A 21,887-nucleotide genomic window follows, 5' to 3' on the forward strand; every position below is an offset into this window, starting at 1 on the left:
GATTTCGTCTTAGCCTATAATTTCGGCCGTCGACTGAAGACCCTCAAGGGCCTCACGCCCTTTGAATACATCTGCAAAATCTGGACAAAAGAGCCCGAACGATTCAGGCTCGATCCAACCCATCAAACCTTGGGACTAAACACCTAGCAGCTGCGCCATACGCGAATGGCTCTTGCAGGCTGCCATGCCCCACTGGCCGCGCCACCACAGAATCACCACCGCTCCGTTAAGCCTCGCGTAATCTCTGCAATCTATCTTGAAGGCAAGATTGTTGAGGGTGACATGAAGCGCAACTCGATAATGCTCTTTGCCTTCCCAGCTCTGATCCTGCTGATCCTTGCAGGGGAGCGCATGGCGACTTTCTTGCTGGGAGCATATCCGGCCAGTCCCACAATGTGGCGGGTTTGGCTTGAACTAAGGCCGCTATCGACGATGTTTTGGCAACAGGTCGATGTCTGTCTGGGAGGGTCGATGGTCGTTGATGCCTCCATCGTGGCTGCCGCGTCGATCGTTTGCTGGACGGCGTGCCGCACAAGAAAGTCGGCTGCCTTCTTCTTTCTTGCCAATCACGTCGCCCTGCTTTTCGCCGGGTTGATGATCGCCGTCACCAGCCATTCCGAAACAGCGAGCACGATCGCTTCATTCGCCGTGCCCGGGGGGCTTCCCTTCTCGCTGATAGTTGATTTCACCTTGAAGAACAGCCTTGTGCTGGTTCTGGGTCTGACAGCATGCGCCTACTGTCATGTTGCCTTTCTCAGCGAAGCTCGAGAGCAATCCGGAGCGCTGGCCGCGAGGCTTGTTGCTCTGCAGCGAGATCTTTAAGGCAGCCCCAATTTTTCTAGCGTTAGTTGATCTTCCGGTAGTAAACCTTGCCGTCGGCCTGCTCTATGCGCTGGTAGTCGGGGCTTGGGGCAGGCGAAGCAGCTGCAATCCTCCTTTTGGGCGGACGCGGTGTATCGACGACGCTGGGCTCGGTCGCGTCTTCACCATCGAGAACAGCAGGCGCCTCCGCCATGCTGCTGGTCGTGTCGACGGAAGGTTCCGCTGCGCTCGACGTGATTTCGTCACGGACAATAGGCTGGTTCTGTTCCAGCCGGGCTATGCTCCGGTTGATTTCACCAAAGCTGCTCTGCAGCTGACTGTCCATTTTTTCAAATCGGCTCTGAAAACCGTTGTTGACCGTGTCCAACCGGCCGCCGATTCGTTGTTCGAACGTCCCGAGTTCCTCCAGCCGCCCTTCCAAAAACCGCATATCGCTGATACCGCGGTAGAGATAAACTGCGGCTACCATATTCACCAAAGTGAGCAGGGACGTGCCGATCATGACCGCGCCGATAATGCTTTTGTCGCTCGGTTTCACAACGGCAGCTTGCTCTCCAATGCGGGTTGCTGTCCCAATCTCGATTGCCGGCATGTCCGGTTCGCTGATCATCGTCATTGAACCACCACCTTTGCGCCGATCGCGACGCGCTTGAAGAGATCGATCACATCGGTGTTGGTAAGGCGAAAACACCCCGATGTTCCGTCGAAGCCAACACCCTTGGGATCGTTGGTTCCGTGTATCCGATAGAGCGTGTCACGCCCGTCCCGAGAGAGATAGAGCGCCCTGGCGCCGAGTGGGTTGTAGGGACCGGCAGGCACCATTTGCGGCAGGTCCGGCTGGCGGGCGCGCATCTCGCGGGGTGGGCGCCATTCCGGCCATTCGGTCTTCGCCCCCACCTCGACCACTCCGGTCCAGCCAAATCCGTCGCGTCCGACGCTGATCTGATAGCGAAGCGCCTGGCCTTGTCGGGTCACCAGGTAAAGCGCTTTCTCGTCCTTGCGGATAACGATTGTTCCGGGCTGTTCTGTCGTCTCGAAGGCAACTGTCTTGCGCAGGCTGGGGCCCATTGCCGGCAGCGGCGGCCGATCCGAAAGTGCCGATCGTGCGCTGGCGAAATCCACCAGCATCATCAGCGCAATGCCCATGACGCAGGCCAATCCCGGGCCAATTCGATACCTACTTGGCCGCCCCCTATTTGGCAGCGTCATCGAGCCGCTCTTTGAACATCCGCTTGAGGTCCTTGTTGAAGCGCGCACGCCCATCCACCTCGGCAGGCAGGATAGCACGGTTCAACGCATCGGCCAGAAGCGCATTGTCCAGCGCGACCGACTTGATGTGCGGCGCCTTGAAGATCTTTTCGAGTTCGCTGCGCGAAAAGTGGTTGCCGAACCATTTGCGCTTGTGCTTGTTGGCGACCAGCGTGATGCTGACAGCATTGCCACGCAACTCGCGGATCTTCTTGTAGAGCCGCTTGCCTTGTCGCAGCGAGGCGACGTTCAGTTCGAATACGATGAAGATCTCGTCGCTCGTCGACAGCACCGAATTGTGCCAAGGCGTCTCGATGTTCGGCAGATCGATGACGATGTCGTCGAACCGGTAGGCGACTAGGTCCAGCAGCCGGAAGACAAAGTCACTGCCCTGCGGTTCGAAAGGCAACCGTGGCCTCTCGAAGGAATAGAGCGTCAGCCCGGACGGGCGTGAGAGCTTGATGACGTCCATCAGTTCGACATCGAGCCTCTCCGGCTGGCCGATAATGCCGCCAAGGTCGAACTGGTTGAACTGGTTGAGATAGGCGCCGCAATTGGCGCTCTGGAAATCGAGGTCGACCAGGCAGGTGGAAGCCCCGCGTTCCTTCGATTTCGACGCCAGGAATTCGGCCGCCGACAAAGCGAGCGTCGTCGCGCCGGCGCCGCCGCTGGCGCTGATGAAGGTGATAATGCGGCTTTTCGTTCCCTGGTTGCCGGTGTCGTGGAAGGTCACGGCGTTCAGCAGTTCCTTGCCGTCGAGCGGCTTGTGCAGCCAGTCCGAAGCGTTCATGCGCACCAGCACGCGGGTCTGCTCCGACGATAGCTCGTCGGAGACCGCGATCAGCGGCACGGTCGCCCAAAGGGCGCGCGCTTCGACGATGCCCGGCCTTCCGAGCAACTCGCCATTGCCGAGGTCGAGGATGACGATGCCTGGGCGGGTGTCCGCAGGCGGCCCCCCGAGGAAGTCGCCGGTCTCGGAAACCCTGACGTCGTAGATCGCCAGCGCATCGAGGCGCGTCGCCACATCGCGCTTGAAATTCGCATCCGACGAGAACAGCGCCACCTGCTTTCGCTTGGTCGGTGTAACCTTGGTGTTGATGGCGTTCATGGTGTCCACGTGCTCTTCATGTCTTCGCCCGTAACCGTGCTCAGCATGGAGGGCATGGTGATGTTTCCGAATCCGAGCAGCCCGGCCAGGAAGAAAAACTGAAAGGGATGATTGGTGATGCTGACCGTGATGGTCGGGACCGGGCCACTGGGGCGCGTCCAGTAGCCGAGGCCGGAGGCGGCGTATTCGATCCGCACCTGCGCTTTCTCAAGCATCGGCAGGTAGTCTTCCATTCCGGCACGGTTGGCCGTGCCGTCATAAATTGCGTCGAACGAGGCCTGGCTCGCATTCGCGGGTAGGCACAAGCCTCCTCCGATACTGCAGCAGGCGACACCTGCCGTGCTTGCAGTGCAGACATAATCGTACGTGCCGGCCGGCACTGCGGTGCCGACTTTGGTCACATCGGCCTGCGTTATCGTTTCAGATGGAAGGCCGAGTGCGACAGGACCAGAAATTTGCGCCAGTCTTGCGCCAGCTTGCACAGCTTTGTTTCCCGCGTTCCATTGGTAAAAGGCGTAGCCGAAATCGACGAAGCCGAGCAGAAGCGTCAATAGCAATGGCAGAGCGATGGCCATTTCGACCATCGCGGTGCCCGACTGCTCCGCGCAAAACCTTTGGTTTCCCATCACCATCCGATGACTCGTTCTTGATGGGAGACACTGAGGGTAAGGGCACCAAAGCCAAGATACGAAAAGAATCCAACGTCCGGGTAAGCATAGGATGTACTGACGTTTACGACGACGACCATGCTCGTGTTGCTGAGATAAAGCTGGGCGCCCGTGGATACATCGGTCGCAGGCGTAGACGTAGGGGTAATGTTAACTGTCGCAGGAAGCCATCCAGACACTCTGTCACTGCCGCCAACGACTGCCCCTTTGGCAGCAAGGTTTTGCGCCCACCCCTTGCAAGTGTCCCAGTCGCTACTGCATCGCGCCATGTAGCGAGCTGCATCCTCGACGCCTGCTGCAAGGAGCAGGCGCGTGTTCAGAATATTGGAGAATTCAAACACACCGGCCGATAGCAGCAATACGAACGGGACGGTAATCGCGACTTCCACCAAGGCGGCGCCCCTTTCGTCGCCCTGGAACCGCCTGATGATGTGGCCAAGCTTGGTCATGTCGGCTCTACCGGTACAGCTGGGCTTCGTTGCGGAATGCTTTGTCGACCAGAGTGTTGTTGGCAAAGCCGCCATCGACGTCGACGATCTCCAGGCTGATTGGTTTTTCACCAGCCGAAGGGTCGTCGGGGTCTTTGGTATTATCCTGCTTTTGAATTGGAGTGTTCACGAATACGCTCGCATAGCCATCCGGCTTGATCGCGATGTGACCGTTGATCTTGGCGGTGTTGGCGTAGCAATCGACAATTGCCATGTTGAGTAGCCGTCGGTCGGGGTCCGGCGTCGGGTTGTCTCCTTTGTAGCATGACGGCGTGCCGGTTTCTTTGGTCGGCGCTTTCGATTTGTCCCCGACGAGGCCTTTCGAGATCTCGTATTGGTAGACGTCGTATCGCGAGGCAGGCGCAGTTTTGCTGCCGGTCGGATTGGTTGCGCTGGGGACGTTTGGATAGGCCGTCCCGTGATTGACCGACCAGTAGCTGGTCCAGAAGTTTTGCGCTGTGATCTTGTCGGACATGCCGTTCGCGTCGACGTAGTTGGTGCCAGGAGGAAGGGGCAAAGCAGTGTTATCCACGACGGGGTCGTATTTGGTGCAGCCAGTCTTCTGGCCTTTGCGTACATTGCTCGACGGCCGGTATGCCCAATCCTTCATGTTCTTGCTGAGAGAGCCACTGTACAGATCGAACCTCGTGTTCAGTCCAGTGTTGACCGAACCCAAGGTGACACCGGTTTTTGTGGTAATCGCATCACGGCTGTAGCAAGTGCCAGCCGTTCCCATCGCTATGGCGTCGCGTAGCGAGGTCAGGTTGTTGTCGAGCAGGCCAAAATTACCGGGACCGGGGGTGTTGCCGGCCTTCAGGATGCGAAATTCGCGACCATAGGTGTCACCTGATGCGAAAGCCTGCTGGATGGTCTTGCTGGTCGAGGGGTCTTTCGTCTCGAACGGGTTGCACATGAACAGCGGGACCGTTTCGCAGATCGATTGCTTGAACCCGGCGACGGCCTGTGGCCGGATGTCCATGGTGTCGTTGCTGCCGATAAAGCTTGCTGGAAAGATCGTTGCGAAGGCACCCGCACCATCAGTGAGGCCGGAAGCATTCACAGTCACCAAGGAGAATGACACCACTTTAGGATCGGTGCTGGCCCATGTTACGCCGTTGGAGTCGACGCCGCTAGCGTCTAACCTGGTGTCGTCGCTGGCGGGTATTCCGGTCAGATATCTGATGGTCACGTCAGACAGGGCGAGCGTATGATCGCCTACGGTCGAAAACTTAGTCTTCTGCTCGGTCAGAAGAGTGGACGCCGCCAGGTTGGCTCGGGTGATCGAATCCGATCTGCCATCCAGTTCCGCGGCTGTCGCAAGCGCAAGCGCATCGACACCCTTCTGAAGATCATTGTGCAGTCCGTAGGCCCGACTCATATCGATTGCCAACAATGCGAAGCCAACCAGCACAGGCAGCATGATTGCGACAAGGATCATCGCTATGCCGCGTTGATCATTCCAGAACGCCCTAATGGTCCCCAACATGACCTTACTCTCTGCTTCCTTTGCACCAGGGCCCTCGCTCGCCCGGCGCAATGCAACCGCATCCTTCTGTTCAATTCGCTCCGTTGGTCACCCCCGACCCGCCGACATTGACCGTTATCGCAGGCGGTGGCGGTGGTGGCGGTGGAAATTTGTAGCCCTGTGCAACAGCGGCTGCCCGGGCGCCGTCGCCTTCGATATGTGTGTTCTTCGCGTTCGGATTGAACGGATCCACCGTCTGCGCCAGCGAATTGAATTTTTGCGTGTCGCCGGCGGCCAGGGTGACCGTGTCGTAGTGGTTCAGATAGTCCGCGGCGCAGCCCGATAGGGCGCCGGCGCACAGAAAGAGGATCGAGGCGCTATTTCTTGACATAGAGCATCTTGTCCTTCGATTTAAAGTCCAGCATGTGGCCATAGGGGCCGGTGACGCCGTCGCCCGTTTCATATTTTCGGATCATGTCCTTGTTCACCTCGAGCTGACCAAGGATGAAGAACTCCGGGTCATTGGCCGGCCGTGTCTTGTCGAACGGGGTCGCCAGCTGCTCGCCAGGCTTCACCGGCCGGACGATGTGCGGCGTGACGATAACCACCAGTTCGGTCTCTTCCTTCTGGTTGCTCGAATTGCGGAACAGCGCACCGATGACCGGCACCTGGCCCAGCCACGGCACCTGGTTCTGCAACTTGGTGGTCTTGCTGGACAGGAGCCCGCCGACCGCGAAGCTCTGGCCGTCGCGGAGTTCGACGACGGTTTCCAGCTTGCGGTTGGTGAAGATCGGGTCGCCGGCGGTGGTGAAACCGGTGAGGTCACTCACTTCCGGCGCCAGCTTCATATGGATCTTGCCGTCGTCGAGTACGACCGGCGTGAACAGCAGATTGACGCCAAATTGCTTATACGTGATGGTTATCTGGCCATCATTGCCCACGACACGGATAGGCACTTCGCCGCCGGCGTTGAAGCTGGCTGGCTCACCGGACAGAGTGGTGAGATTTGGTTCTGCCAGCGTGCGCACGACGCCCTTGGCCTCAAGCGCTTCAATGATCAGGTCGACTTTGATGTTGCTGTCAATGACGCGGGTAATCAGTGCCGCGAAGGGATTGCTGGTCGACAGTAGGCCACTGAGCAGATCGCCCGGGCCAAGCACTACGTTATCTTTGTCGGCGGCGGCAATGCCTGTCCCTGTACGGGTTGTGCCACTGCCATTCGTGCTCCTGATTGAAACGCCGAGATCGCGGCCGGCATTACGCTTGGCTTCCAGCACGCGCACCTCGAGATTGACCTGCTGGCTGTCGTCGACGATGACGGAATTTATGATGGCGTCGGGGCCATACTGCTGTACCACTTCCAGGATCGACGCCAGCGTGGCGCCGTCCTTGACGTGACCGCCAAGCCTCACCTTGCCGTTGATCGAACCGATTTCGATGCGCGCCCTGGGCGCCACCTGGCGGATCGCCTGCGCCATGTCGCTGACGTCTACGCCGACTTCGATCTGGATGACGCCGAGCGAGCGCTTTTCCGGAGAGAAGAGATTGACTGTAGTGGTGCCGGCGCTCTTGCCGATGACATAAAGCGTTCGGTCGGTCATGGGCTGGGCATCGGCGATCTTCTCGTCGCCGACAACGATATCGCCGAGATTGGCGCTCACCTGTAGCGTCACAGACTGTGACGTCGGCAGGAAGATGCGATGGACGCTCGGGTTCGATACGTCGATGAAACGGTCGGCTGCTTCAGCCGCCGCAATCGACGTCAGCAGCGCAGCCAAACAGGACAGTGCGGCCGCCGCTACCCTCATCCAAAACCCCTGCATCCCCATCTCCCAAACTGCTGCCGCCGGCTGCCCCGCTTCGCCGCATCCCTTTATGGTTGTCGCGGCACGTCATAGGATTCAAGCTTCACGCCGCGAAAGACCCCCACTGTAACATTCTTCGGCGGTTCCGGCTCCAAATACTTGATAACTTCCTTGACGACTTCTTTTGATGCGGGTGCCGTCACCACGGCCGGCACCGGCTTGACCTTGCTCAACTCGTCGAGCTGGGTTCCCACCCTGTCCACGGCCTTTTCCAATCCGGCGATCTTGTCAGCTGCGCGCTGGCGTTCGGCTGCGGCTGCGGCGTCGGCTGCGGCCTGCTTGTCCAGTTCGGCCTGCCTCTTTGCGACATCGTCCGGCGTCTCGCCATTCAGGTCGGAAAGCGTGACTCGTTCGGTTGTCTCGCCCTTGTTGGCGGCAGCCTGGCGCAGTGCAAGAGACAACTGCCCCGCACCGGCGGCCAGCGTCAGTTTCTGCGCGTCCTTTGTGGTGGCTTCAAGCGTCACCGACTTCACAACCGTCGGGTTGTCCTTGCTTACGTCAGCGACCTGGTCGACGGCGAGCACTTTCATGCTCTGCAGCAGAACGTCGACAAAACTCTTGTCCGCACCGTCATCGCCGCGCACCGAGCGCGTCAGCAGCACATCAACCCGGTCGCCCGGGAAGACGAAGCCGGCAACGCCAAGCACGTCGTTGACGCGGATGGATACGGCCTTCATGCCTTCACCCAGCACCGCCGAAAGTGTGGCGCGCTGGCCTGGACCGGTAATCTTGCTGCCGAGGATCGGCTCATTGGTGCTGATCGCTTGCAGCGCCTGCCTTGCGCCACTGCCGGCCAAGGCTTCCTTGGTGGTCTTGAACGCTCCAGCCGGGACTGCGCCCGCGGGCCAAGCGATCTCATGCAACTTGTCGGCGCTCAATGTGTCGCCGAACTTCAGCGGCAGTGCCGCGACAACGATCGTATTGCCTTTGCCGTTTGATTGAGCCAAAGCACTACGCTGGCCAGCGAGCCAGATGTTGATCAGCACGACCGCCAGCACCCCGAAGACGCCGGCGAGGACTATCATAATAAGTGTGTTGGCGCGCATAACCCCAAGCCCCCAGCCAATAGAGCGGGAATTCGCCCGCCACGACTGAATTCAGGCCCGGGTTGGATAACCCGGGCCTGATTCCGATCAAGCGATCAAGTACCGGCACCGCTGGCGCAAGTGCCAATACCGGAATCGTTCATGGCGGTGCAAAGGCCCGAGAAACGACCCGTGACCCACATGCCAATGCCGATGATGAACCCGATAGAGGCCACCGCGATGATGCCGATCAAGATAGAATATTCGACCATAGCAGCGCCGTTTTCGTCGTCGCGGAACTGCCGGGTCATCGTCATGAGCTTTTTCATGTCAATTTCTCCCTCTGGAGGTTTCAAACCCGACGAGACAGAGCCAGGATGAACTCCATACCCAAGCATCCCCCGTCACCTCAATCCTAAGGCTCGCGAAAAAGCAGAGTCAAACGGGATTAACAATTCCTTAACCTTCCAATACCTATGCTCGCGAGTTCAAGGGCGACTTGAATTCTTACAAGAGCTTGATTCTGCTGATTTTTCAATCCTCCTTAACCATTCGTTCACAATTTGGCCACAGCCAAGGCAAAACGATAGCAGTATTAGCATACCTGCATATTCCTTTATATCTAAGGGTTTACGGAGATTTTTCACCCGCATCTCATTTGTTTCGGCATGAAAGGTCCCGTGAGGTGGAAGTTGGGTAGAGGGTTAAGCGCGCGGGTCGAAATAAAACGATATTTTTCTGGCGTCCTCTTTAACTATGTTGAAAGCATTGGCCTCACGTGAGACCCTCCAGCGCTTGTGCCTCGCTTGGTTAACGTTTAGTTTCCGCTAATAAGGGGCTAGCGGGGGTATAAGGGATTATGCTGGGGCGGTTTATCAAGGGACCGAGTGAACCGCAGGCGCTGCAGCAGCAAGTGCCGGTGCCAGCAAGCGTATCGGCACCAGCCCCGCCGCTTGAAGTTGAACCGCATGGCGATGATTTTCTGACGCTCAAAGTCGAGCTGCATCGACACCTGATTGACAGGTTCAATCTGTCCGCTCTTGAAACAGCCTCCAAGGACCAGATACTGAACGAGATCCGTCCGATCGTGCGCGAGTTCGTTCGCACTCGTGCCGTGCCGCTAAACGCCCGCGAGCTGGATCAGCTGACCAGCGACACCGCTGACGAGATGCTGGGCCTCGGGCCGATCGAACCGCTGCTCAAGGACGACTCCATCACCGACATCCTCATCAACACGCATGAGCGCGTGTTCATCGAGCGGCGCGGCGTGATCGAGGAGACGGCTATCCGTTTCCGCGACGAGGCGCATCTGTTGCGTGTCATCAACAAGATCGTCTCGGCTATCGGTCGGCGCGTCGATGAGTCGGCGCCTATGGTCGACGCCCGCTTGGCGGACGGCTCGCGCGTCAATATCGCTGTGCGACCGATTTCCGTGGACGGCCCGCTGGTGTCGATCCGCAAATTCTCCAAGAATCCATATTCGCTCGAGCGCCTGATGACGTTCAATTCGATTCGCCCGCCAATGATCGAGCTGCTGCGGATCGCCGTCCAGGCCCGCAAGTCAGTCCTGGTCTCGGGCGGCACCGGCAGCGGCAAGACGACCTTGCTCAACGCGCTCTCGAGCTACATCCCGGCCAGAGAGCGCCTGATCACCATCGAGGACGCGGCGGAACTGCAACTGCAGCAGCCGCATGTCGGTCGTCTGGAGACGCGGCCACCGAATGTCGAGGGCAGAGGCGAGGTTCGTCAACGCGAACTGCTGAAGAACGCGCTTCGCATGCGGCCGGACCGCATCATCGTCGGCGAGGTTCGCGGCGAGGAGGCCTTTGACATGCTGCAGGCCATGAACACCGGCCATGAGGGGTCGATGACCACCATCCATGCCAACACGCCGCGCGACGCGATCTCGCGGCTGGAGCAGATGGTCGGCATGGCCGGCATGCCAATGACGCACGAATCCATCCGGGCGCAGATTGCCTCAGCCATCGACATCATCGTGCAGACGCAGCGGCTCGCCGATGGCGGCAGGCGCGTAACGTCGATTTCCGAGATTACCGGGATGGAAGGCAATGTCGTCCAACTGCAGGAAATCTATCACTTCGTGAGGCGCGATGTAGCTGCGGATGGAATGATCATCGGGGATTTTCGCGCCACCGGTGTCCGCCCGCGCTTCGCGCCAGAGGCCGCAACGCTGGGGCTCCATTTCGGCAAGGATGCCTTCAACCCGCAGGTCGCCCTCTGATGCTTAGTGGACAGGCGCTCCTTTATTTTATCTACATGCTTGCGGCAGCCTCGGTGATCCTTGCCGGCGAAGCCCTTTACCTTTCTTTGGCCGGTCGCCGCTCCCGACTCGTGGCGGTGAACCACCGGCTCCGTCGTCTCGCTGATGAAGCGCCCGCGGAAAAAACCTTGCAAGGGTTGCTGCGAGAACGCGGCCTGACCGATTCAGGAGATTTCATCTTCGGCTTTGTCTCGCTGAACAGGCTTTATACCCAGTCCGGCATCACCGGAAACCCGATGACCTTCGCAGCCTCGTTTTTCCTGGCCGGCCTCGCGTTGGCTTTGCTCCTCTGGCTTTTCCTGCACGTTTCGGCGCCGGCAGCCTTCATCATCTTTCTCGTGGTGGGCTTTGCCTTGCCTGTTCTTGTTTTGCGCCGGGCACGTAACAAACGGATTCGGAAATTCGCCAAGCAATTGCCCGATGCACTGGACATGATCGTTCGTTCCTTGCGCGCGGGCCATCCTGCCTCAGTTGCGATAGGTCTCGTCGCCCGCGAGATCCCTGACCCGCTTGGCACCGAATTCGGCATCGTCGCCGACGAGATTACTTTCGGACTCAGCATGGAGCAGGCAGTGCGAAAATTAACGCAACGGGTCGGCTTCGAGGGACTCAATCTGCTATCGGTGTCCCTTTCTATTCAGGCGAGGACCGGCGGCAATCTTACCGAAATCCTGGCAAATCTCTCAACCGTGCTGCGGGAACGCCAGAAACTGCGGTTGAAGATCAAGGCATTGTCGGCCGAAGGCCGGGCCTCGGCCTGGATCATTTCCTTGTTTCCGCTCGTCATGTTTGGGGCGCTCTGGCTGATCGCACCCAGCTACTACGGCAAAGTCTGGAGTAGTCCTCTCATTACGCCTGCATTCGTCATCTTTGGAAGCTGGGCGCTGTTGGGAGACTACATCATGTATCGAATGGTTAATTTCGATTTCTGACAGGAGCCAGTCATTAATCTGTTTTCGAACACCGACGACCTGACCTTTTTTGTATCCATCGCAGTCTTCGCGTCGGCGGTGGCGCTGTTCCTGTTTGCGGCGCTGGTCTTCCTGCCGGCATTGCAAACCCGGAAGCTGGTTGCGGACAGCCTTTTGGGCGAAGGCTCTGTCGATCCGCGATCGATCCTGGGACGGGAGCGCCTCGCCAAGATCGCGGCGCAGAAGCCGGTCGACGCTTACTTCAGGTCGATCGAGAAAGAGCGCACCGAGCCCAATGCTCTGGAGGCGAAACTCTTCCGCGCTGGATTTTATCGAGCGGGCGCGCCGCTCGTCTACACGGTTTGTCGCCTCGGCGCCGTTGGTTTAGGCTTTCTGGTCATGCATGCCCTGCTGTCGTGGGTGCTGCCCCCACGACTGCCGGGATTCGTAACTTTCGGCGGCTCGGCCTTGCTTGGGTTAGCCTGCATTGTTATTCCCAGCATCATGCTGGACCGGTTCGAGAATGCACAGAAACAAGTCTATCGTCGCGCCTTCCCTGATTTCATGGATATGATGATCACTTGCGCCGACGCCGGTATGAGCCTCGAGGCCGCGGTCGAACGGGTAAGCCAGGAACTTGCGGCCACGCACAAATGGCTGGGGATTCAGCTCACGATCATGAATCTGCAACTGCGCGCCGGCAAGCCACTTCGGGAAGGGCTTCGCGAACTGGCTGACCGAATCGGCCTTGACGAGGCGCGGGCGCTGGCCGTGCTGTTCCGGCAGTCGGAAGAACTGGGCACCAGCCTGACTGACGCCCTGCGTGTCTACAGCGCGGAGATGCGCAGCCAGAGGATTCTGCAGGCGGAAGAGCGCGCCAACGCCTTGCCTGTCAAAATGATGATCCCACTCGGACTCTGCATCTTTCCGGTGGTGATGATGGTAATCATGCTGCCGGTGATCATTCGCATGAAGGGCATTTTCTTCTAGTTGCCTATATGCTCTGTTCCTAATATCGGTCGGGGGACTCGGGGAGATTGTATGAAAAGGCCAATTGCAGTGGTGGCCTGCCTGTTCATGGCGGCACTCGCCGGCTGCCAGACGAACGGAGCGGACGGCGTCGTTCGAACCAACGAGCCGTCGAAAGGCGACGTAACGTCCTTTGGCGATGCATTCGACGGGTTGAAGACGGTCGGCGATGTTGAATACTACGCCTCGGACCAGGCCGTCGCGGAGGCCAAGAACCAGTTTCGTGCAGAAAATTACGGCAATGCCGGCGCACTGTTCTTCAAGGCGACGCAGCTTGCCCCCAATGATGGCGGCGCCTGGATGGGACTGGCCGCCTCTTGCGACCGGATCCATCGCTTCGACCTTGCCGATCGGGCCTATGGCCGGGCCTTCAAGCTGTCGGGTGCGACGCCCGAATATTACAACAATGTCGGCTATTCCTTTCTGCTGCGCGGCAAGCTGCAGGACGCGCGCAGCAATTTCCTCAAGGCCTACGAGCTGGCGCCCAATGACCCGACTGTGGTCAACAATCTGAAGCTGCTGTCGTCCAGCGTGCAGAACATCGAGCGGTAGGATGTTGTTTGCCGCGTCGCTGTCGATAAAGGCGCTTGTGATCCCTCTGCTGGCATGGGTCGCCTGGATAGACTTCTCGGCGCAGAAGATATCCAACCGTGATGTGCTGCTGCTCTTGTGTCTCGGGCTGGGATCGCTTCAGCTTGTTTCCATAGCTAGTGGATCGTGGTGGGATATGGGATTGAGCGCGGTCGCCGGATTTGTGCTGTTCGTCGCGCTCTTTCCGTTCTGGATTTTGCGCAAGGTCGGAGCCGGCGACGTCAAGCTGATGGCGGTCGTTCCGTTTCTGACCGGTGGAAACGGTCTCGCCCTGTTCTCGGTGCTGCTATTGGTTTTCGCCGTCGCCACAGTGGCGATCATGAAAAACCCTTTCATGCTGCCGGCAGGCGCGTTTCGGGTCTATATACAGCACTTGGACCGCAAGGGCGTCGTGCCTTTTGGCGTGCCGATTTCAGCTGCTGCGATCTGCACGATAGCGTTCCAAATCTATGCCACTCTGGCGCTGGTGGGCAGTTCTGGGATACTGCGGCAGCTTAACTAGCGCTTGGTTCCGGAGATTTTCTTCCATGTCGATAGCGCGGCTGGCGATCCGTACCACTTCGGAGGCGTGGCGCGCTAATCAGCCATTTTTCGTGACGGTATTCGCCTATGTTCTACTGGCGCTTATTGCTGCGGCGCATTGGAACATCGTCATAAACTTGAAAATATATAATAAGAATTTCTTATTTTTTGGGGCAGCCGTAACCCTGATCCTTCTCGCTGTAGTCCTGGTTCGGTTGACTATTCAACGGCCGGAGCAACCGTTGCGTGCCATGAAGGATCTCATGCTGGCCAACAACCTGCCGGATCGAATTGCATTCGGACTGCCCGTTGCGCTCGTCATCCCGCTCTTTTTCTCGATGTTCACCAGCATCAAGGGGGGACTCAACAGGATCCAACCATTCTACGCCGACACGTCCCTGGTGGCGATCGACAGAGCAATTCATGGCGGGGTCGATGCATGGAGGTTTTTTCATCCTGTGCTTGGCTTTGGCCCTGTCACCTTTTCGCTGAACGTTCTTTACAATCTCTGGTTTGCCGAGGTTTTCATCGTTTTGTTTTGCGTCGCTTTTTCAGCGGGGAATGGACGGCTGCGTTCCCAGTTTCTGGTCGCGTTTGTCCTTACCTGGGTGTTGATAGGTAACGTTTTGGCGGCAGCCTTCGCTTCAGTTGGGCCGGCATTCTTTATGCCCTTTTACGGCGATGGTACCTTTTCTCCCCTGATGGACTACCTTCAGTCGACCAATTTGACCTATCCCGTCTCGGCGCTGGCTACGCAAAATTATCTGCTGGTCGATGCCGGGTTTGATGGTCCACGCTTGGGCAGCGGCATTTCAGCATTTCCGTCGTTGCACGTGGCTGTCGCGACCCTGAACGCGATTTATCTCTGGCGTTTCCGGCGTTTGCTCCGCTGGGTCAGCATTGCGTTTCTGGCCGCAATCCAGCTGGGCTCGGTGCACTTGGCCTGGCACTATGCGGTCGATGGATACGCTTCCATGCTGATGACGCCAATCATCTGGGCTATTGCAGGGTGGCTGTCGAACGCCCAGCCTGGCCTTCGGATCGGTATGAAAGATCGTCGGGTCGAAACAAACTGAGCCTGCTTGTACCGCGATTGTACACGGCTACCTCCTATTCCAACGAGATCACCTTTCCACCAACAAATCGCCTAACAACGCGCGTTGAGGGGCGGCGTCATGGCTACATGCAGACTTGGCATCGAGGCTAAACAGCGCTTGCCACTCGACGGGTGGCTCCGTTGAAATATAACCTGTTATTGCTTTGCGCCTGTAAACTCTCCCGTGCCACGCCAGATCAGCCATATCAGGATGATCGAGACATAGCCGTCAATGGCGTAGTGCCAGCTGAAATAGACCGAGCCCAACATGATCGCTGCGACGTAGAGCCAGGCGAAGATGCCGGCCGGCCGGTTGATGCTGCCAAGCAGCAGCGCGTTAAGCGTGACCATGGCGACATGGAAGCTTGGCATGGCGGATATGCCGCTCCCGATCGAGGTCTGGCGGCTTGTATAGGACGACTAGAGATAGTCGCTTATGCGCAGGATGGCCGCGCCTGCATTGCTGCTTCGAAGCGAGGCGGTGAGATCGTCAAACAGGTCCGGGTCAAACAGCCGATCGTAGAAAGTCGGGCCTGCGGATGATCCCGCTACCCGCGCAACAATGCCGAGGATGACCGCGGTCGCAGAGAGCGACAAGAAGTATCGCTGGCGCTCGGCGGCGTGATCCATCCATGCGGCTGCGACCACCACGAAGGCGACCACCACGAACCACAATTGGGCATAGAGGACATAGAGGATTTGATCGACAACACCTGGCAAGGAACCGAGCGCGCCCATTTCCAGACATGCCCGAAATGCAAGGCCGCATCGATTTCGGCAAGCTGCTGGTCGGCGAAGAACGGCACCATCTGCGCAAGCTCATACTTGTACGTGGTGAAGGCGGCCAGGCAGAGAATGAAGATGCCAAGGGTGAGGGTCGCGCCGCGCCAGCGGGAGCTGATTTTCCCGAGGAATCAAGTCGCAGGGGCGCGCCTGTCACTGAATGGTGCCGCGATGCCGATCCCGAGCAGGATGATGAAGGGCAGCAGGAAATAGAGGATCAGCAGTCGCCGCGTTCCCAGTGCCGCGAGGTAGGTTTCAGGGAAAAGGCCAGCCGCGACGCCGGCGTAGCAAAGGCCGAAGATCGCCAGTTTTGCCGATAGCCCTATCCTCGGTGCGGAAGTTAGGTCAGCGCTCGCCGCCATATTCGCTTCTTTGGGGGGGCCTTCTTCAGAAGGACCGGAGCGTCGGCCGCGACCGGAGCCGGTGGGGTAAACATCAAGTATTGGACAACGGTGACGAACCCACCGGCACCGGCGCTCGCAATCGCGCAAATCAGAAGCATTCTCAAAAAGCCCACGCGGAAATCGCTCCTCAAGCCGGGAGAGAGGATGCGCTCGACTTGGTTAAGAAGCAACTACTACGATGACCAGAAAGGAGAGACCGATGGCCGTCTAGAGCAGCGAGGGCTAGAGGTCTTTGCAAATACCATCGTCAGCTTGCTGCAACTCGCTCGGGTTCGCAGTCTCGGCGAATGCTGCAAAGGCGCGTAGATCGGTGAAAACGACGGTTACCCCGCGACGGTGACTTTAGAAGCGGGTCGCATTCCGTTAAGGACTGCGTTTGAGAGTTCGCTAACTCAGCCGGAAGGGCACCTTCGAAGCCACGAAGCGGGTACCGTCTCCATCTATTGCAGCAACGCGATTGCTGCGTCTCCGAGACCCTTTGGTGGGGTGCCGCTGTAGCCATCCAGGTTGACGCTCGAATCTCCATTGTAAGAGAATTGCCAAGCAACAATCCATCCCAGGCCGGTAGCCAACTTCTTGTCATTGCTCCCTTTCATTTTAAGGTGGTGCATTGGCGAGTATATTGTACCATTTACAGAGTAATTGTTATTTATTGCAAGCGATATAGTCGGCAACAATGGCAAGGCGGTACGCGATCCGAAGATGGCAATGCCGGTATAAACGCCGCTTGTAGGAGCGGAAAGTTTCATGGCGCCGTTACCACCTGCCTGTATGATGCTGGACTTGGAATCGACGAATATGGTGACTTCCTTGCCTGTGATTTTCGCATTGTTGCTGATGCCGACTATCGCATTGTGAAAGTAGTGAACGCCTGGGGAAAGCACAATTTTTCCACCGAAGTCGATGCTTCCGCAGAACACCCGCCCGGCCGGAATGGTGACATCCGAGAGCGCCTGGTTGCTGTAATCGCAACCGGTCGGGGGAACCGGTTCTGGTGTGGTGACAAGTGGGTCGGCGAGGAAGGGCTGGTTCGTCTTCGGGGAAACACTGTATCCGCCGCCTTGGTAATTGCCGACTACCGAGATTTTTGTCGCGGCGATTTTGCCGGCCCCAACGTGTCTCAGTGCTTCGGGGCTGGAAGAATTTACCTGAATGCCACAATTTGGCACCGACACCTTTCCCAACCCGGTCACACTCAGCGCTCCGGTTGACTCTGGATCGAGAGCATAGATGCAGTATTCCGGGGGCGCCTTTCGTGCCTTTGCCGTGACGTGAAGGCTGATCGCCCGAATGCCGGCAAGGTTCATAAAGTCCGTCGGCATTGAGGCGGTGATTTCAACTGCTGCCTCCCGCGACACGGGAGTGGGCGTTGTGATGTCGACTTCAACCACCCCGCCGACCGCAAAAGAGCCGTTGCCAAGCGCAATGTTCTTGGCGGCCGCGACGGCTTCCTCGTCTCCACCGTCGCTCTCTATAGCTGCCAGAGCCGCTGAATCGGCCAACTCTTGCAGTCTGGACTTCCAGGTGACGGCACTGGTAAGGTCAATGGCCACGCCCAAGACCAAGCATAGCGGTAGCGCCACCAACGCCGCTGCCACGGCAAAGTTTCCGCTCCTATCGAGCAGCAGGTCCTTCAGCTTTCGCATTGAGATGCCCTCGCAGAGAAGCAGCCTAGATCGAATCGCGTTTAAACTTTACTAAATTAGAATATCCTAACTAAATTGCATTCCGCTGCAGGCTGCGCAAACTTTGGCCAAGCGACTCGCGCTAGGCTATCTCGCTCATCGAGGTATCTACATCTTGCCGAGCTACAGGACCGCAGATCCCGCTATTTGAGTCCGAATGCGTTCGCTGCCTGATCCGAACCCAACATATCACTTGCCGAATGCCCGACGCCCGGCAAGATCACAAGACGCCAGTTAAAGGGCCACCCGTTGGCGGTCGCGACAGCTTGCGCTAACTCGTATGTGTACTGGCCCCGTTCCAGGCGTGTCGCCCCCTGGCGCATAGCGGCCGCGCCTTCGTTCAACTCTGCATCGCCTGTATCCTCCTCTCCCAGATAGATCGTCAGCGGCAAAGCCAGGTACGCTTTCATCTCCTGGGTGGCTTGATCCGGCGTATAGACACATCCCGACGAGACGCAGCCGAGCCCGTAGGCCACGGATTCCGCCAGCGAGGGCAGAACATATGAGGATGGATTGGCAACCACCAATCTTTTCGCGTCGGCCAAGGCGAATGCCGCGACGCGAGACGTGAATTGGCCGCCGGCGGAGTGCCCGAAAAGGTAATACTGCGCGTTCGGCAACCCCTCTCGTGACCTCGCCCAGTTCACCAGGCCCTTCACATACCAGACGGTCCATCGATCCCGTGGCTGAATAGCGCCGCTGTTGACGATCCCCCCGCGTTGATAGCTCCAGCTTGGGAACCTTTCCAAGTCAAAGAGCGGCGCCATGACGATCAGGCAGTTTCGATCCGCGAGAGACTGCGCATAATCCCTGTAGGAAGACGCCGTTCGGCTCAACCCATGGAAGACGAATAGAATCGCGGGGTTGCTGCAGCTCTTGGGGTGATAGGTATAGACGGTCAGCTTCGTCCCGTTGATGGTTGCTGTGGTCGTACCCTTGCCCACCTTCCAGGCAAGCACTGGGCCTGAGTAGACCAAGCCGCAGGCCATCACCGCCGCAATCAACAGACGGATTGGAAATCGCACCTGCCCCTCCTTATGACGATTGGCATGATGCCATATTTCATTAGAGACTTCTAAACAAATCAAAACCGCCCGGGCGGTAAAGACTTCGTTTCATCATAGGGACTGGTGCTTATCGAAGGACTGCTTTCCCGACTCGATATGCCTGGTTGGAGAGAGACGACTTGGCTCTAACGAGGGCGGTCCGATCATCTCAGCGCGACGGGATAGACAATTTGAGGCATCTGTCCTGGACATCGGCTATTGCACCGCCCAATCCAGGCGACAAATCGAGCAGCCGATCGATCGTCGCCCGCCCGGCCGCCCCTCCCATTATTTTTGGCTGGTAGTCGAGGCGCGGATCTCTGTTTTGAACGTAAACTGGGTATATATCCAAATCTATCTGGCTCGCGCCAAAGTGGAAGCACGGCAAGATAGACTCGCCCTTGCTGTTTCCCGATCCGAAGGCGAAATTGCCGACGCTGTACAGTATGGGGCGATCTTTGTAAATCTCGACCGGCTGGAGGATATGGGGATGATGGCCGATAACCGCGTCTGCGCCCATATCGATGAAAAGCTGTGCTTTCATGCGATCTTCCTCGGAAGGTTGGCGCTGGTATGGTGCGCCCCAATGTACCATCACGGCGATCCGATCGACCAGTGGCCGCAGCCGTGCGAGATCTCTCTCGACGAGTTCGGGAAGATCCTGGGCGGAGCCCGGGAGGTCGTCACGAGCCGCCGTTCGGTCGTTCCAGTAATAGCCGAGAAGTCCGACACGGATATCTGTGCCGTCAAAGATCGCGGGATCGTGCGCCACGCTCTGGTTTCTTCCGCCACCATACGGCCTGATATGGTGTTGTTCCAGGGTGTCAAGGGTCTCAATCACACCATCTCGACCACAATCCTGTATGTGGTTGTTTGCGACAGTCATCGCAGCAAAGCCGGCGCGACGCAGGACTGAGGCAGACTTGGGATCGATCTTGTAAGAGTGGTTGCGCGTGGTTTCTTCCTTCTCGGAATCCGAGGAGAACGGCCCTTCGAGGTTCCCTGTAATCAGAGCGCAGCGGCTGAGGATCGGGCGGACCCAGGCGAAGCAATAGTCCGGGCCGAACCTGCGGATGCGATGCCGCATCCGCATGCCTGTCATGACGTCTCCCACTGCGGCGAGATGGTATGGGGCGGTGGTAGACGACGAGAGGAACAGTTCAAGTTGGTCCGGGTCGAGGAGATCGCCATCGTCCGGAATTATGACCTCCGCAAACCTTTCGCGAATTTTGGCAACATGGCGCTGAACCTCGTCAGACCCATTGAGACGAGAGGAGAGAGGCAGAACCGAAGGTGCACTCAGCATGTTGGTCACAGGCGAGCTAAAGCCTATCCCGCGCTTCTCGAAGATTTCCCGGATCAGCCTCTCATAAAGGCCGCCGGACCTCACGCGGTCCGCATGAAGCAGACACGAGGCAAAGCTGCGTGGTGATGATCTGATCGCGATCGTTCTGACGCGGGAAGGGTCGAATAGGCTGTCGGAAAGTCGCCCAAGCTCCAAAAGGGCACCAACAACCAATTCTATGCAGGCAAATTCGTGCCCGAGAAATGCCTTGTGCAGATCCCATATCGCCCCCGCAACGGCTTGTGCGACCAGCGCCTCCTGCGGCTGCACTTCGTCATCGTCAATGCGAGCGTCATTCGCAAGGCTGCCCGCAGGCACAAACTCGGCATCGTGACGAGCGTGCCAGCACCACACGTGCGGGGTCGACAGCATGGAGGCCGCCAGGTAAGTGCTCACGGCATATTCCAGGGCGCCCGGTCTGCTGAACGCGGCACGCGGTGTACGCAACCTGTCGGCCTGCACGTCAGCGGTATGACGCACGACGTGAAGCCCGAATGCCTGGTATATCATGCCGGCGTCGTGGGATGGGTCGCAGAGATAGGCGCCGCCTGAAATTCGCGGCAGCCACCCTTCCGCGGTGACCCCATGCCCCGGTCCAAAAAGCAACTCTCCGCAGAGGGGAATTGAAAAATCATCGAGATTTTCCATTCTTGCCGGATAACGATATCTGACCCCTTTGACCGGCACCCACCTGCCGGTGTCTTCAGAACTGCCCGACCTTTGCTTCGGCCGACGTGCATTGACGATCGCCCTGACTTTCGGCAGGGGGCCCACTCCAAGTGAGCGAAGCACATCGTTGATGCGCTGGCTCATCATGGAGATGTGGTAGTAGACGTTGACTTGGCCAAAGCCCGCGCCGGCCTCGCGGCTTTCCAGCCCGCCGCAAACGCCACCGCCAGACGGCTGGAAAGAAAAATTGCCGTCTTCGTCGGGCGACACTTCGCCCATCTGGCCTGTCGGCCAATCCTCTTCCATGCCTGGATGGCTGATTACGTCCACGTACCGCCCACGCAGGCCGCGCCTTCCGGCGCGCTGCGAGAGATATGGCAATTCGACCTCGGCCAGATGAACGCGGCCGCCGGTAAAGTCGGAGTCACATGGCTCCCAGACGTAAACAGAGCCAGTCGCCATATTTACTCCCCTGTAGAGGTTACTGCTTTCGCCGTCATACCCGTACGCAAAGCAGTAACCGCTGCCCTGAGGATATTCGCTACCGCTTTTCCGTCAATTCGTGCCTATCGGACCACTCTTCTTCCGGGTCGCCCCATTGAGGGCGCCCGCTGCTTGGGTCGGTCGCCTCGCCAAGCTCCCGCCGTGCATTGTCCAGCACTTGCGCGAGCGATCCCTCACCGATCAGCTTGAGTTCCTTCGCGACCACGTTCGATTTCGTGAGCGGCCATTTGTCCAGGGAGGCTGCGCGTACGAAACCGTAACCGGACGGCATATGGACCATCAGCCAACCCAGGTTCATCATTTCCGTGGTGAATTCTCTCGGAACCTCCCAG

At 58.3% G+C, this 21,887-nt stretch carries 24 protein-coding genes and 1 pseudogene; 9 read left to right on the top strand and 16 right to left on the bottom strand.

Annotation, left to right across the window (positions count from 1 at the left end):
- Both NKJ76_RS20775 and NKJ76_RS20780 read left to right on the top strand, forming a co-directional pair.
- Nucleotides 1-147 (top strand): annotated as a pseudogene (locus NKJ76_RS20775) (IS481 family transposase); the annotation flags it as partial.
- Nucleotides 148-282: 135 nt separating this feature from the next.
- A complete protein-coding gene (locus NKJ76_RS20780; RefSeq protein WP_023707046.1) occupies nucleotides 283-822 on the top strand; it encodes a hypothetical protein in 540 nt (179 codons plus the stop codon).
- Between the two features lie 22 nt (nucleotides 823-844).
- On the opposite strand, the gene NKJ76_RS20785 is transcribed toward NKJ76_RS20780, so the two are convergent.
- The 10 genes from NKJ76_RS20785 to NKJ76_RS20830 form a co-directional block, all read right to left on the bottom strand.
- Nucleotides 845-1,438 (bottom strand): hypothetical protein, encoded by a 594-nt coding sequence (locus tag NKJ76_RS20785; protein WP_023707047.1) that lies wholly within the window; start codon nucleotides 1,436-1,438, stop codon nucleotides 845-847.
- Entirely contained in the window at nucleotides 1,435-2,031 is a 597-nt protein-coding gene (locus NKJ76_RS20790) for a L,D-transpeptidase (protein ID WP_023750728.1), read from the bottom strand. Before NKJ76_RS20790 ends, NKJ76_RS20785 begins: the two co-directional genes overlap by 4 nt.
- On the bottom strand, nucleotides 2,015-3,178 hold the full coding sequence (locus NKJ76_RS20795) for a CpaE/TadZ family protein (protein WP_352538331.1): 1,164 nt from the start codon (nucleotides 3,176-3,178) through the stop codon (nucleotides 2,015-2,017). Before NKJ76_RS20795 ends, NKJ76_RS20790 begins: the two co-directional genes overlap by 17 nt.
- Nucleotides 3,175-3,810, bottom strand: a complete 636-nt coding sequence (locus tag NKJ76_RS20800) for a TadE/TadG family type IV pilus assembly protein (protein ID WP_023708246.1) — start codon at nucleotides 3,808-3,810, stop codon at nucleotides 3,175-3,177. The genes NKJ76_RS20795 and NKJ76_RS20800 overlap by 4 nt, the downstream gene beginning before the upstream one ends.
- Nucleotides 3,804-4,295, bottom strand: a complete 492-nt coding sequence (locus NKJ76_RS20805; RefSeq protein ID WP_031196329.1) for a TadE/TadG family type IV pilus assembly protein — start codon at nucleotides 4,293-4,295, stop codon at nucleotides 3,804-3,806. The genes NKJ76_RS20800 and NKJ76_RS20805 overlap by 7 nt, the downstream gene beginning before the upstream one ends.
- 7 nt (nucleotides 4,296-4,302) lie before the next feature.
- Entirely contained in the window at nucleotides 4,303-5,820 is a 1,518-nt protein-coding gene (locus NKJ76_RS20810; RefSeq protein ID WP_081725392.1) for a TadE/TadG family type IV pilus assembly protein, read from the bottom strand.
- A 70-nt stretch (nucleotides 5,821-5,890) separates the two neighbouring features.
- The gene (locus NKJ76_RS20815; protein WP_352538253.1) at nucleotides 5,891-6,190 is read right to left on the bottom strand and encodes a hypothetical protein; all 300 of its coding nucleotides are present in this window, start codon (nucleotides 6,188-6,190) and stop codon (nucleotides 5,891-5,893) included.
- Nucleotides 6,177-7,622: a type II and III secretion system protein family protein gene (locus tag NKJ76_RS20820; RefSeq protein ID WP_023708249.1), complete on the bottom strand. Its 1,446-nt coding sequence runs from the start codon at nucleotides 7,620-7,622 to the stop codon at nucleotides 6,177-6,179. The genes NKJ76_RS20815 and NKJ76_RS20820 overlap by 14 nt, the downstream gene beginning before the upstream one ends.
- Before the next feature lie 50 nt (nucleotides 7,623-7,672).
- On the bottom strand, nucleotides 7,673-8,710 hold the full coding sequence (cpaB, locus tag NKJ76_RS20825; protein WP_023708250.1) for a Flp pilus assembly protein CpaB: 1,038 nt from the start codon (nucleotides 8,708-8,710) through the stop codon (nucleotides 7,673-7,675).
- Between the two features lie 95 nt (nucleotides 8,711-8,805).
- Entirely contained in the window at nucleotides 8,806-9,018 is a 213-nt protein-coding gene (locus NKJ76_RS20830) for a Flp family type IVb pilin (RefSeq protein WP_023708251.1), read from the bottom strand.
- A gap of 530 nt (nucleotides 9,019-9,548) precedes the next feature.
- Here NKJ76_RS20830 and NKJ76_RS20835 point away from each other — a divergent pair.
- Genes NKJ76_RS20835 through NKJ76_RS20860 form a run of 6 tightly spaced genes read left to right on the top strand, consistent with a single transcriptional unit; the run spans nucleotide 9,549 to nucleotide 15,099 of the window.
- On the top strand, nucleotides 9,549-10,931 hold the full coding sequence (locus NKJ76_RS20835) for a TadA family conjugal transfer-associated ATPase (protein WP_023708252.1): 1,383 nt from the start codon (nucleotides 9,549-9,551) through the stop codon (nucleotides 10,929-10,931).
- Nucleotides 10,931-11,902, top strand: coding sequence for a type II secretion system F family protein (locus tag NKJ76_RS20840; protein WP_023708253.1), 972 nt, complete (start codon nucleotides 10,931-10,933; stop codon nucleotides 11,900-11,902). Before NKJ76_RS20835 ends, NKJ76_RS20840 begins: the two co-directional genes overlap by 1 nt.
- An 18-nt stretch (nucleotides 11,903-11,920) precedes the next feature.
- Nucleotides 11,921-12,871: a type II secretion system F family protein gene (locus NKJ76_RS20845; RefSeq protein ID WP_023708254.1), complete on the top strand. Its 951-nt coding sequence runs from the start codon at nucleotides 11,921-11,923 to the stop codon at nucleotides 12,869-12,871.
- A 51-nt stretch (nucleotides 12,872-12,922) separates the two neighbouring features.
- Nucleotides 12,923-13,462, top strand: a complete 540-nt coding sequence (locus NKJ76_RS20850) for a tetratricopeptide repeat protein (RefSeq protein ID WP_023708255.1) — start codon at nucleotides 12,923-12,925, stop codon at nucleotides 13,460-13,462.
- A 1-nt stretch (nucleotide 13,463) separates the two neighbouring features.
- A complete protein-coding gene (locus NKJ76_RS20855) occupies nucleotides 13,464-14,003 on the top strand; it encodes a prepilin peptidase (RefSeq protein WP_023708256.1) in 540 nt (179 codons plus the stop codon).
- 25 nt (nucleotides 14,004-14,028) lie between these two features.
- Nucleotides 14,029-15,099, top strand: a complete 1,071-nt coding sequence (locus NKJ76_RS20860) for a phosphatase PAP2 family protein (protein ID WP_050590881.1) — start codon at nucleotides 14,029-14,031, stop codon at nucleotides 15,097-15,099.
- Between the two features lie 176 nt (nucleotides 15,100-15,275).
- Here NKJ76_RS20860 and NKJ76_RS20865 read toward each other — a convergent pair whose 3' ends face one another.
- On the bottom strand, nucleotides 15,276-15,512 hold the full coding sequence (locus NKJ76_RS20865) for a phosphatase PAP2 family protein (RefSeq protein ID WP_280790681.1): 237 nt from the start codon (nucleotides 15,510-15,512) through the stop codon (nucleotides 15,276-15,278).
- Between the two features lie 27 nt (nucleotides 15,513-15,539).
- Nucleotides 15,540-15,857 (bottom strand): hypothetical protein, encoded by a 318-nt coding sequence (locus tag NKJ76_RS20870; RefSeq protein WP_023807448.1) that lies wholly within the window; start codon nucleotides 15,855-15,857, stop codon nucleotides 15,540-15,542.
- 17 nt (nucleotides 15,858-15,874) lie between these two features.
- On the opposite strand from NKJ76_RS20870, the gene NKJ76_RS20875 reads away from it, so the two are divergent.
- A complete protein-coding gene (locus NKJ76_RS20875) occupies nucleotides 15,875-16,222 on the top strand; it encodes a hypothetical protein (protein WP_155927168.1) in 348 nt (115 codons plus the stop codon).
- Between the two features lie 524 nt (nucleotides 16,223-16,746).
- On the opposite strand, the gene NKJ76_RS20880 is transcribed toward NKJ76_RS20875, so the two are convergent.
- From NKJ76_RS20880 to NKJ76_RS20895, 4 genes are all read right to left on the bottom strand, one after another.
- Complete coding sequence (locus NKJ76_RS20880; protein WP_023708262.1) at nucleotides 16,747-17,952, bottom strand: TadE/TadG family type IV pilus assembly protein; 1,206 nt, start codon at nucleotides 17,950-17,952, stop codon at nucleotides 16,747-16,749.
- A 182-nt stretch (nucleotides 17,953-18,134) separates the two neighbouring features.
- Complete coding sequence (locus NKJ76_RS20885; protein ID WP_155927166.1) at nucleotides 18,135-19,016, bottom strand: alpha/beta hydrolase; 882 nt, start codon at nucleotides 19,014-19,016, stop codon at nucleotides 18,135-18,137.
- A 190-nt stretch (nucleotides 19,017-19,206) separates the two neighbouring features.
- Nucleotides 19,207-21,513 carry a CapA family protein gene (locus NKJ76_RS20890; RefSeq protein ID WP_352538254.1) on the bottom strand — a complete coding sequence of 769 codons (2,307 nt, stop codon included), beginning with the start codon at nucleotides 21,511-21,513 and terminating at the stop codon, nucleotides 19,207-19,209.
- Nucleotides 21,514-21,592: 79 nt separating this feature from the next.
- Nucleotides 21,593-21,856 carry a hypothetical protein gene (locus tag NKJ76_RS20895; protein ID WP_031208144.1) on the bottom strand — a complete coding sequence of 88 codons (264 nt, stop codon included), beginning with the start codon at nucleotides 21,854-21,856 and terminating at the stop codon, nucleotides 21,593-21,595.
- Between the last annotated feature and the right edge of the window lie 31 nt (nucleotides 21,857-21,887).

This window comes from Mesorhizobium sp. M0029 (assembly GCF_040323735.1).
Classification (GTDB): Bacteria; Pseudomonadota; Alphaproteobacteria; order Rhizobiales; family Rhizobiaceae; genus Mesorhizobium.

Coding starts and splice junctions, on each gene's coding strand:
- NKJ76_RS20780 (WP_023707046.1), top strand. CDS start 283: ATGAAGCGCAACTCGATAATGCTCTTTGCCTTCCCAGCTCTGATCCTG.
- NKJ76_RS20785 (WP_023707047.1), bottom strand. CDS start 1,438: ATGACGATGATCAGCGAACCGGACATGCCGGCAATCGAGATTGGGACA.
- NKJ76_RS20790 (WP_023750728.1), bottom strand. CDS start 2,031: ATGACGCTGCCAAATAGGGGGCGGCCAAGTAGGTATCGAATTGGCCCG.
- NKJ76_RS20795 (WP_352538331.1), bottom strand. CDS start 3,178: ATGAACGCCATCAACACCAAGGTTACACCGACCAAGCGAAAGCAGGTG.
- NKJ76_RS20800 (WP_023708246.1), bottom strand. CDS start 3,810: ATGGTGATGGGAAACCAAAGGTTTTGCGCGGAGCAGTCGGGCACCGCG.
- NKJ76_RS20805 (WP_031196329.1), bottom strand. CDS start 4,295: ATGACCAAGCTTGGCCACATCATCAGGCGGTTCCAGGGCGACGAAAGG.
- NKJ76_RS20810 (WP_081725392.1), bottom strand. CDS start 5,820: ATGTTGGGGACCATTAGGGCGTTCTGGAATGATCAACGCGGCATAGCG.
- NKJ76_RS20815 (WP_352538253.1), bottom strand. CDS start 6,190: ATGTCAAGAAATAGCGCCTCGATCCTCTTTCTGTGCGCCGGCGCCCTA.
- NKJ76_RS20820 (WP_023708249.1), bottom strand. CDS start 7,622: ATGCAGGGGTTTTGGATGAGGGTAGCGGCGGCCGCACTGTCCTGTTTG.
- cpaB (WP_023708250.1), bottom strand. CDS start 8,710: ATGCGCGCCAACACACTTATTATGATAGTCCTCGCCGGCGTCTTCGGG.
- NKJ76_RS20830 (WP_023708251.1), bottom strand. CDS start 9,018: ATGAAAAAGCTCATGACGATGACCCGGCAGTTCCGCGACGACGAAAAC.
- NKJ76_RS20835 (WP_023708252.1), top strand. CDS start 9,549: ATGCTGGGGCGGTTTATCAAGGGACCGAGTGAACCGCAGGCGCTGCAG.
- NKJ76_RS20840 (WP_023708253.1), top strand. CDS start 10,931: ATGCTTAGTGGACAGGCGCTCCTTTATTTTATCTACATGCTTGCGGCA.
- NKJ76_RS20850 (WP_023708255.1), top strand. CDS start 12,923: ATGAAAAGGCCAATTGCAGTGGTGGCCTGCCTGTTCATGGCGGCACTC.
- NKJ76_RS20855 (WP_023708256.1), top strand. CDS start 13,464: ATGTTGTTTGCCGCGTCGCTGTCGATAAAGGCGCTTGTGATCCCTCTG.
- NKJ76_RS20860 (WP_050590881.1), top strand. CDS start 14,029: ATGTCGATAGCGCGGCTGGCGATCCGTACCACTTCGGAGGCGTGGCGC.
- NKJ76_RS20870 (WP_023807448.1), bottom strand. CDS start 15,857: ATGGGCGCGCTCGGTTCCTTGCCAGGTGTTGTCGATCAAATCCTCTAT.
- NKJ76_RS20875 (WP_155927168.1), top strand. CDS start 15,875: ATGCAAGGCCGCATCGATTTCGGCAAGCTGCTGGTCGGCGAAGAACGG.
- NKJ76_RS20880 (WP_023708262.1), bottom strand. CDS start 17,952: ATGCGAAAGCTGAAGGACCTGCTGCTCGATAGGAGCGGAAACTTTGCC.
- NKJ76_RS20890 (WP_352538254.1), bottom strand. CDS start 21,513: ATGGCGACTGGCTCTGTTTACGTCTGGGAGCCATGTGACTCCGACTTT.
- NKJ76_RS20895 (WP_031208144.1), bottom strand. CDS start 21,856: ATGATGAACCTGGGTTGGCTGATGGTCCATATGCCGTCCGGTTACGGT.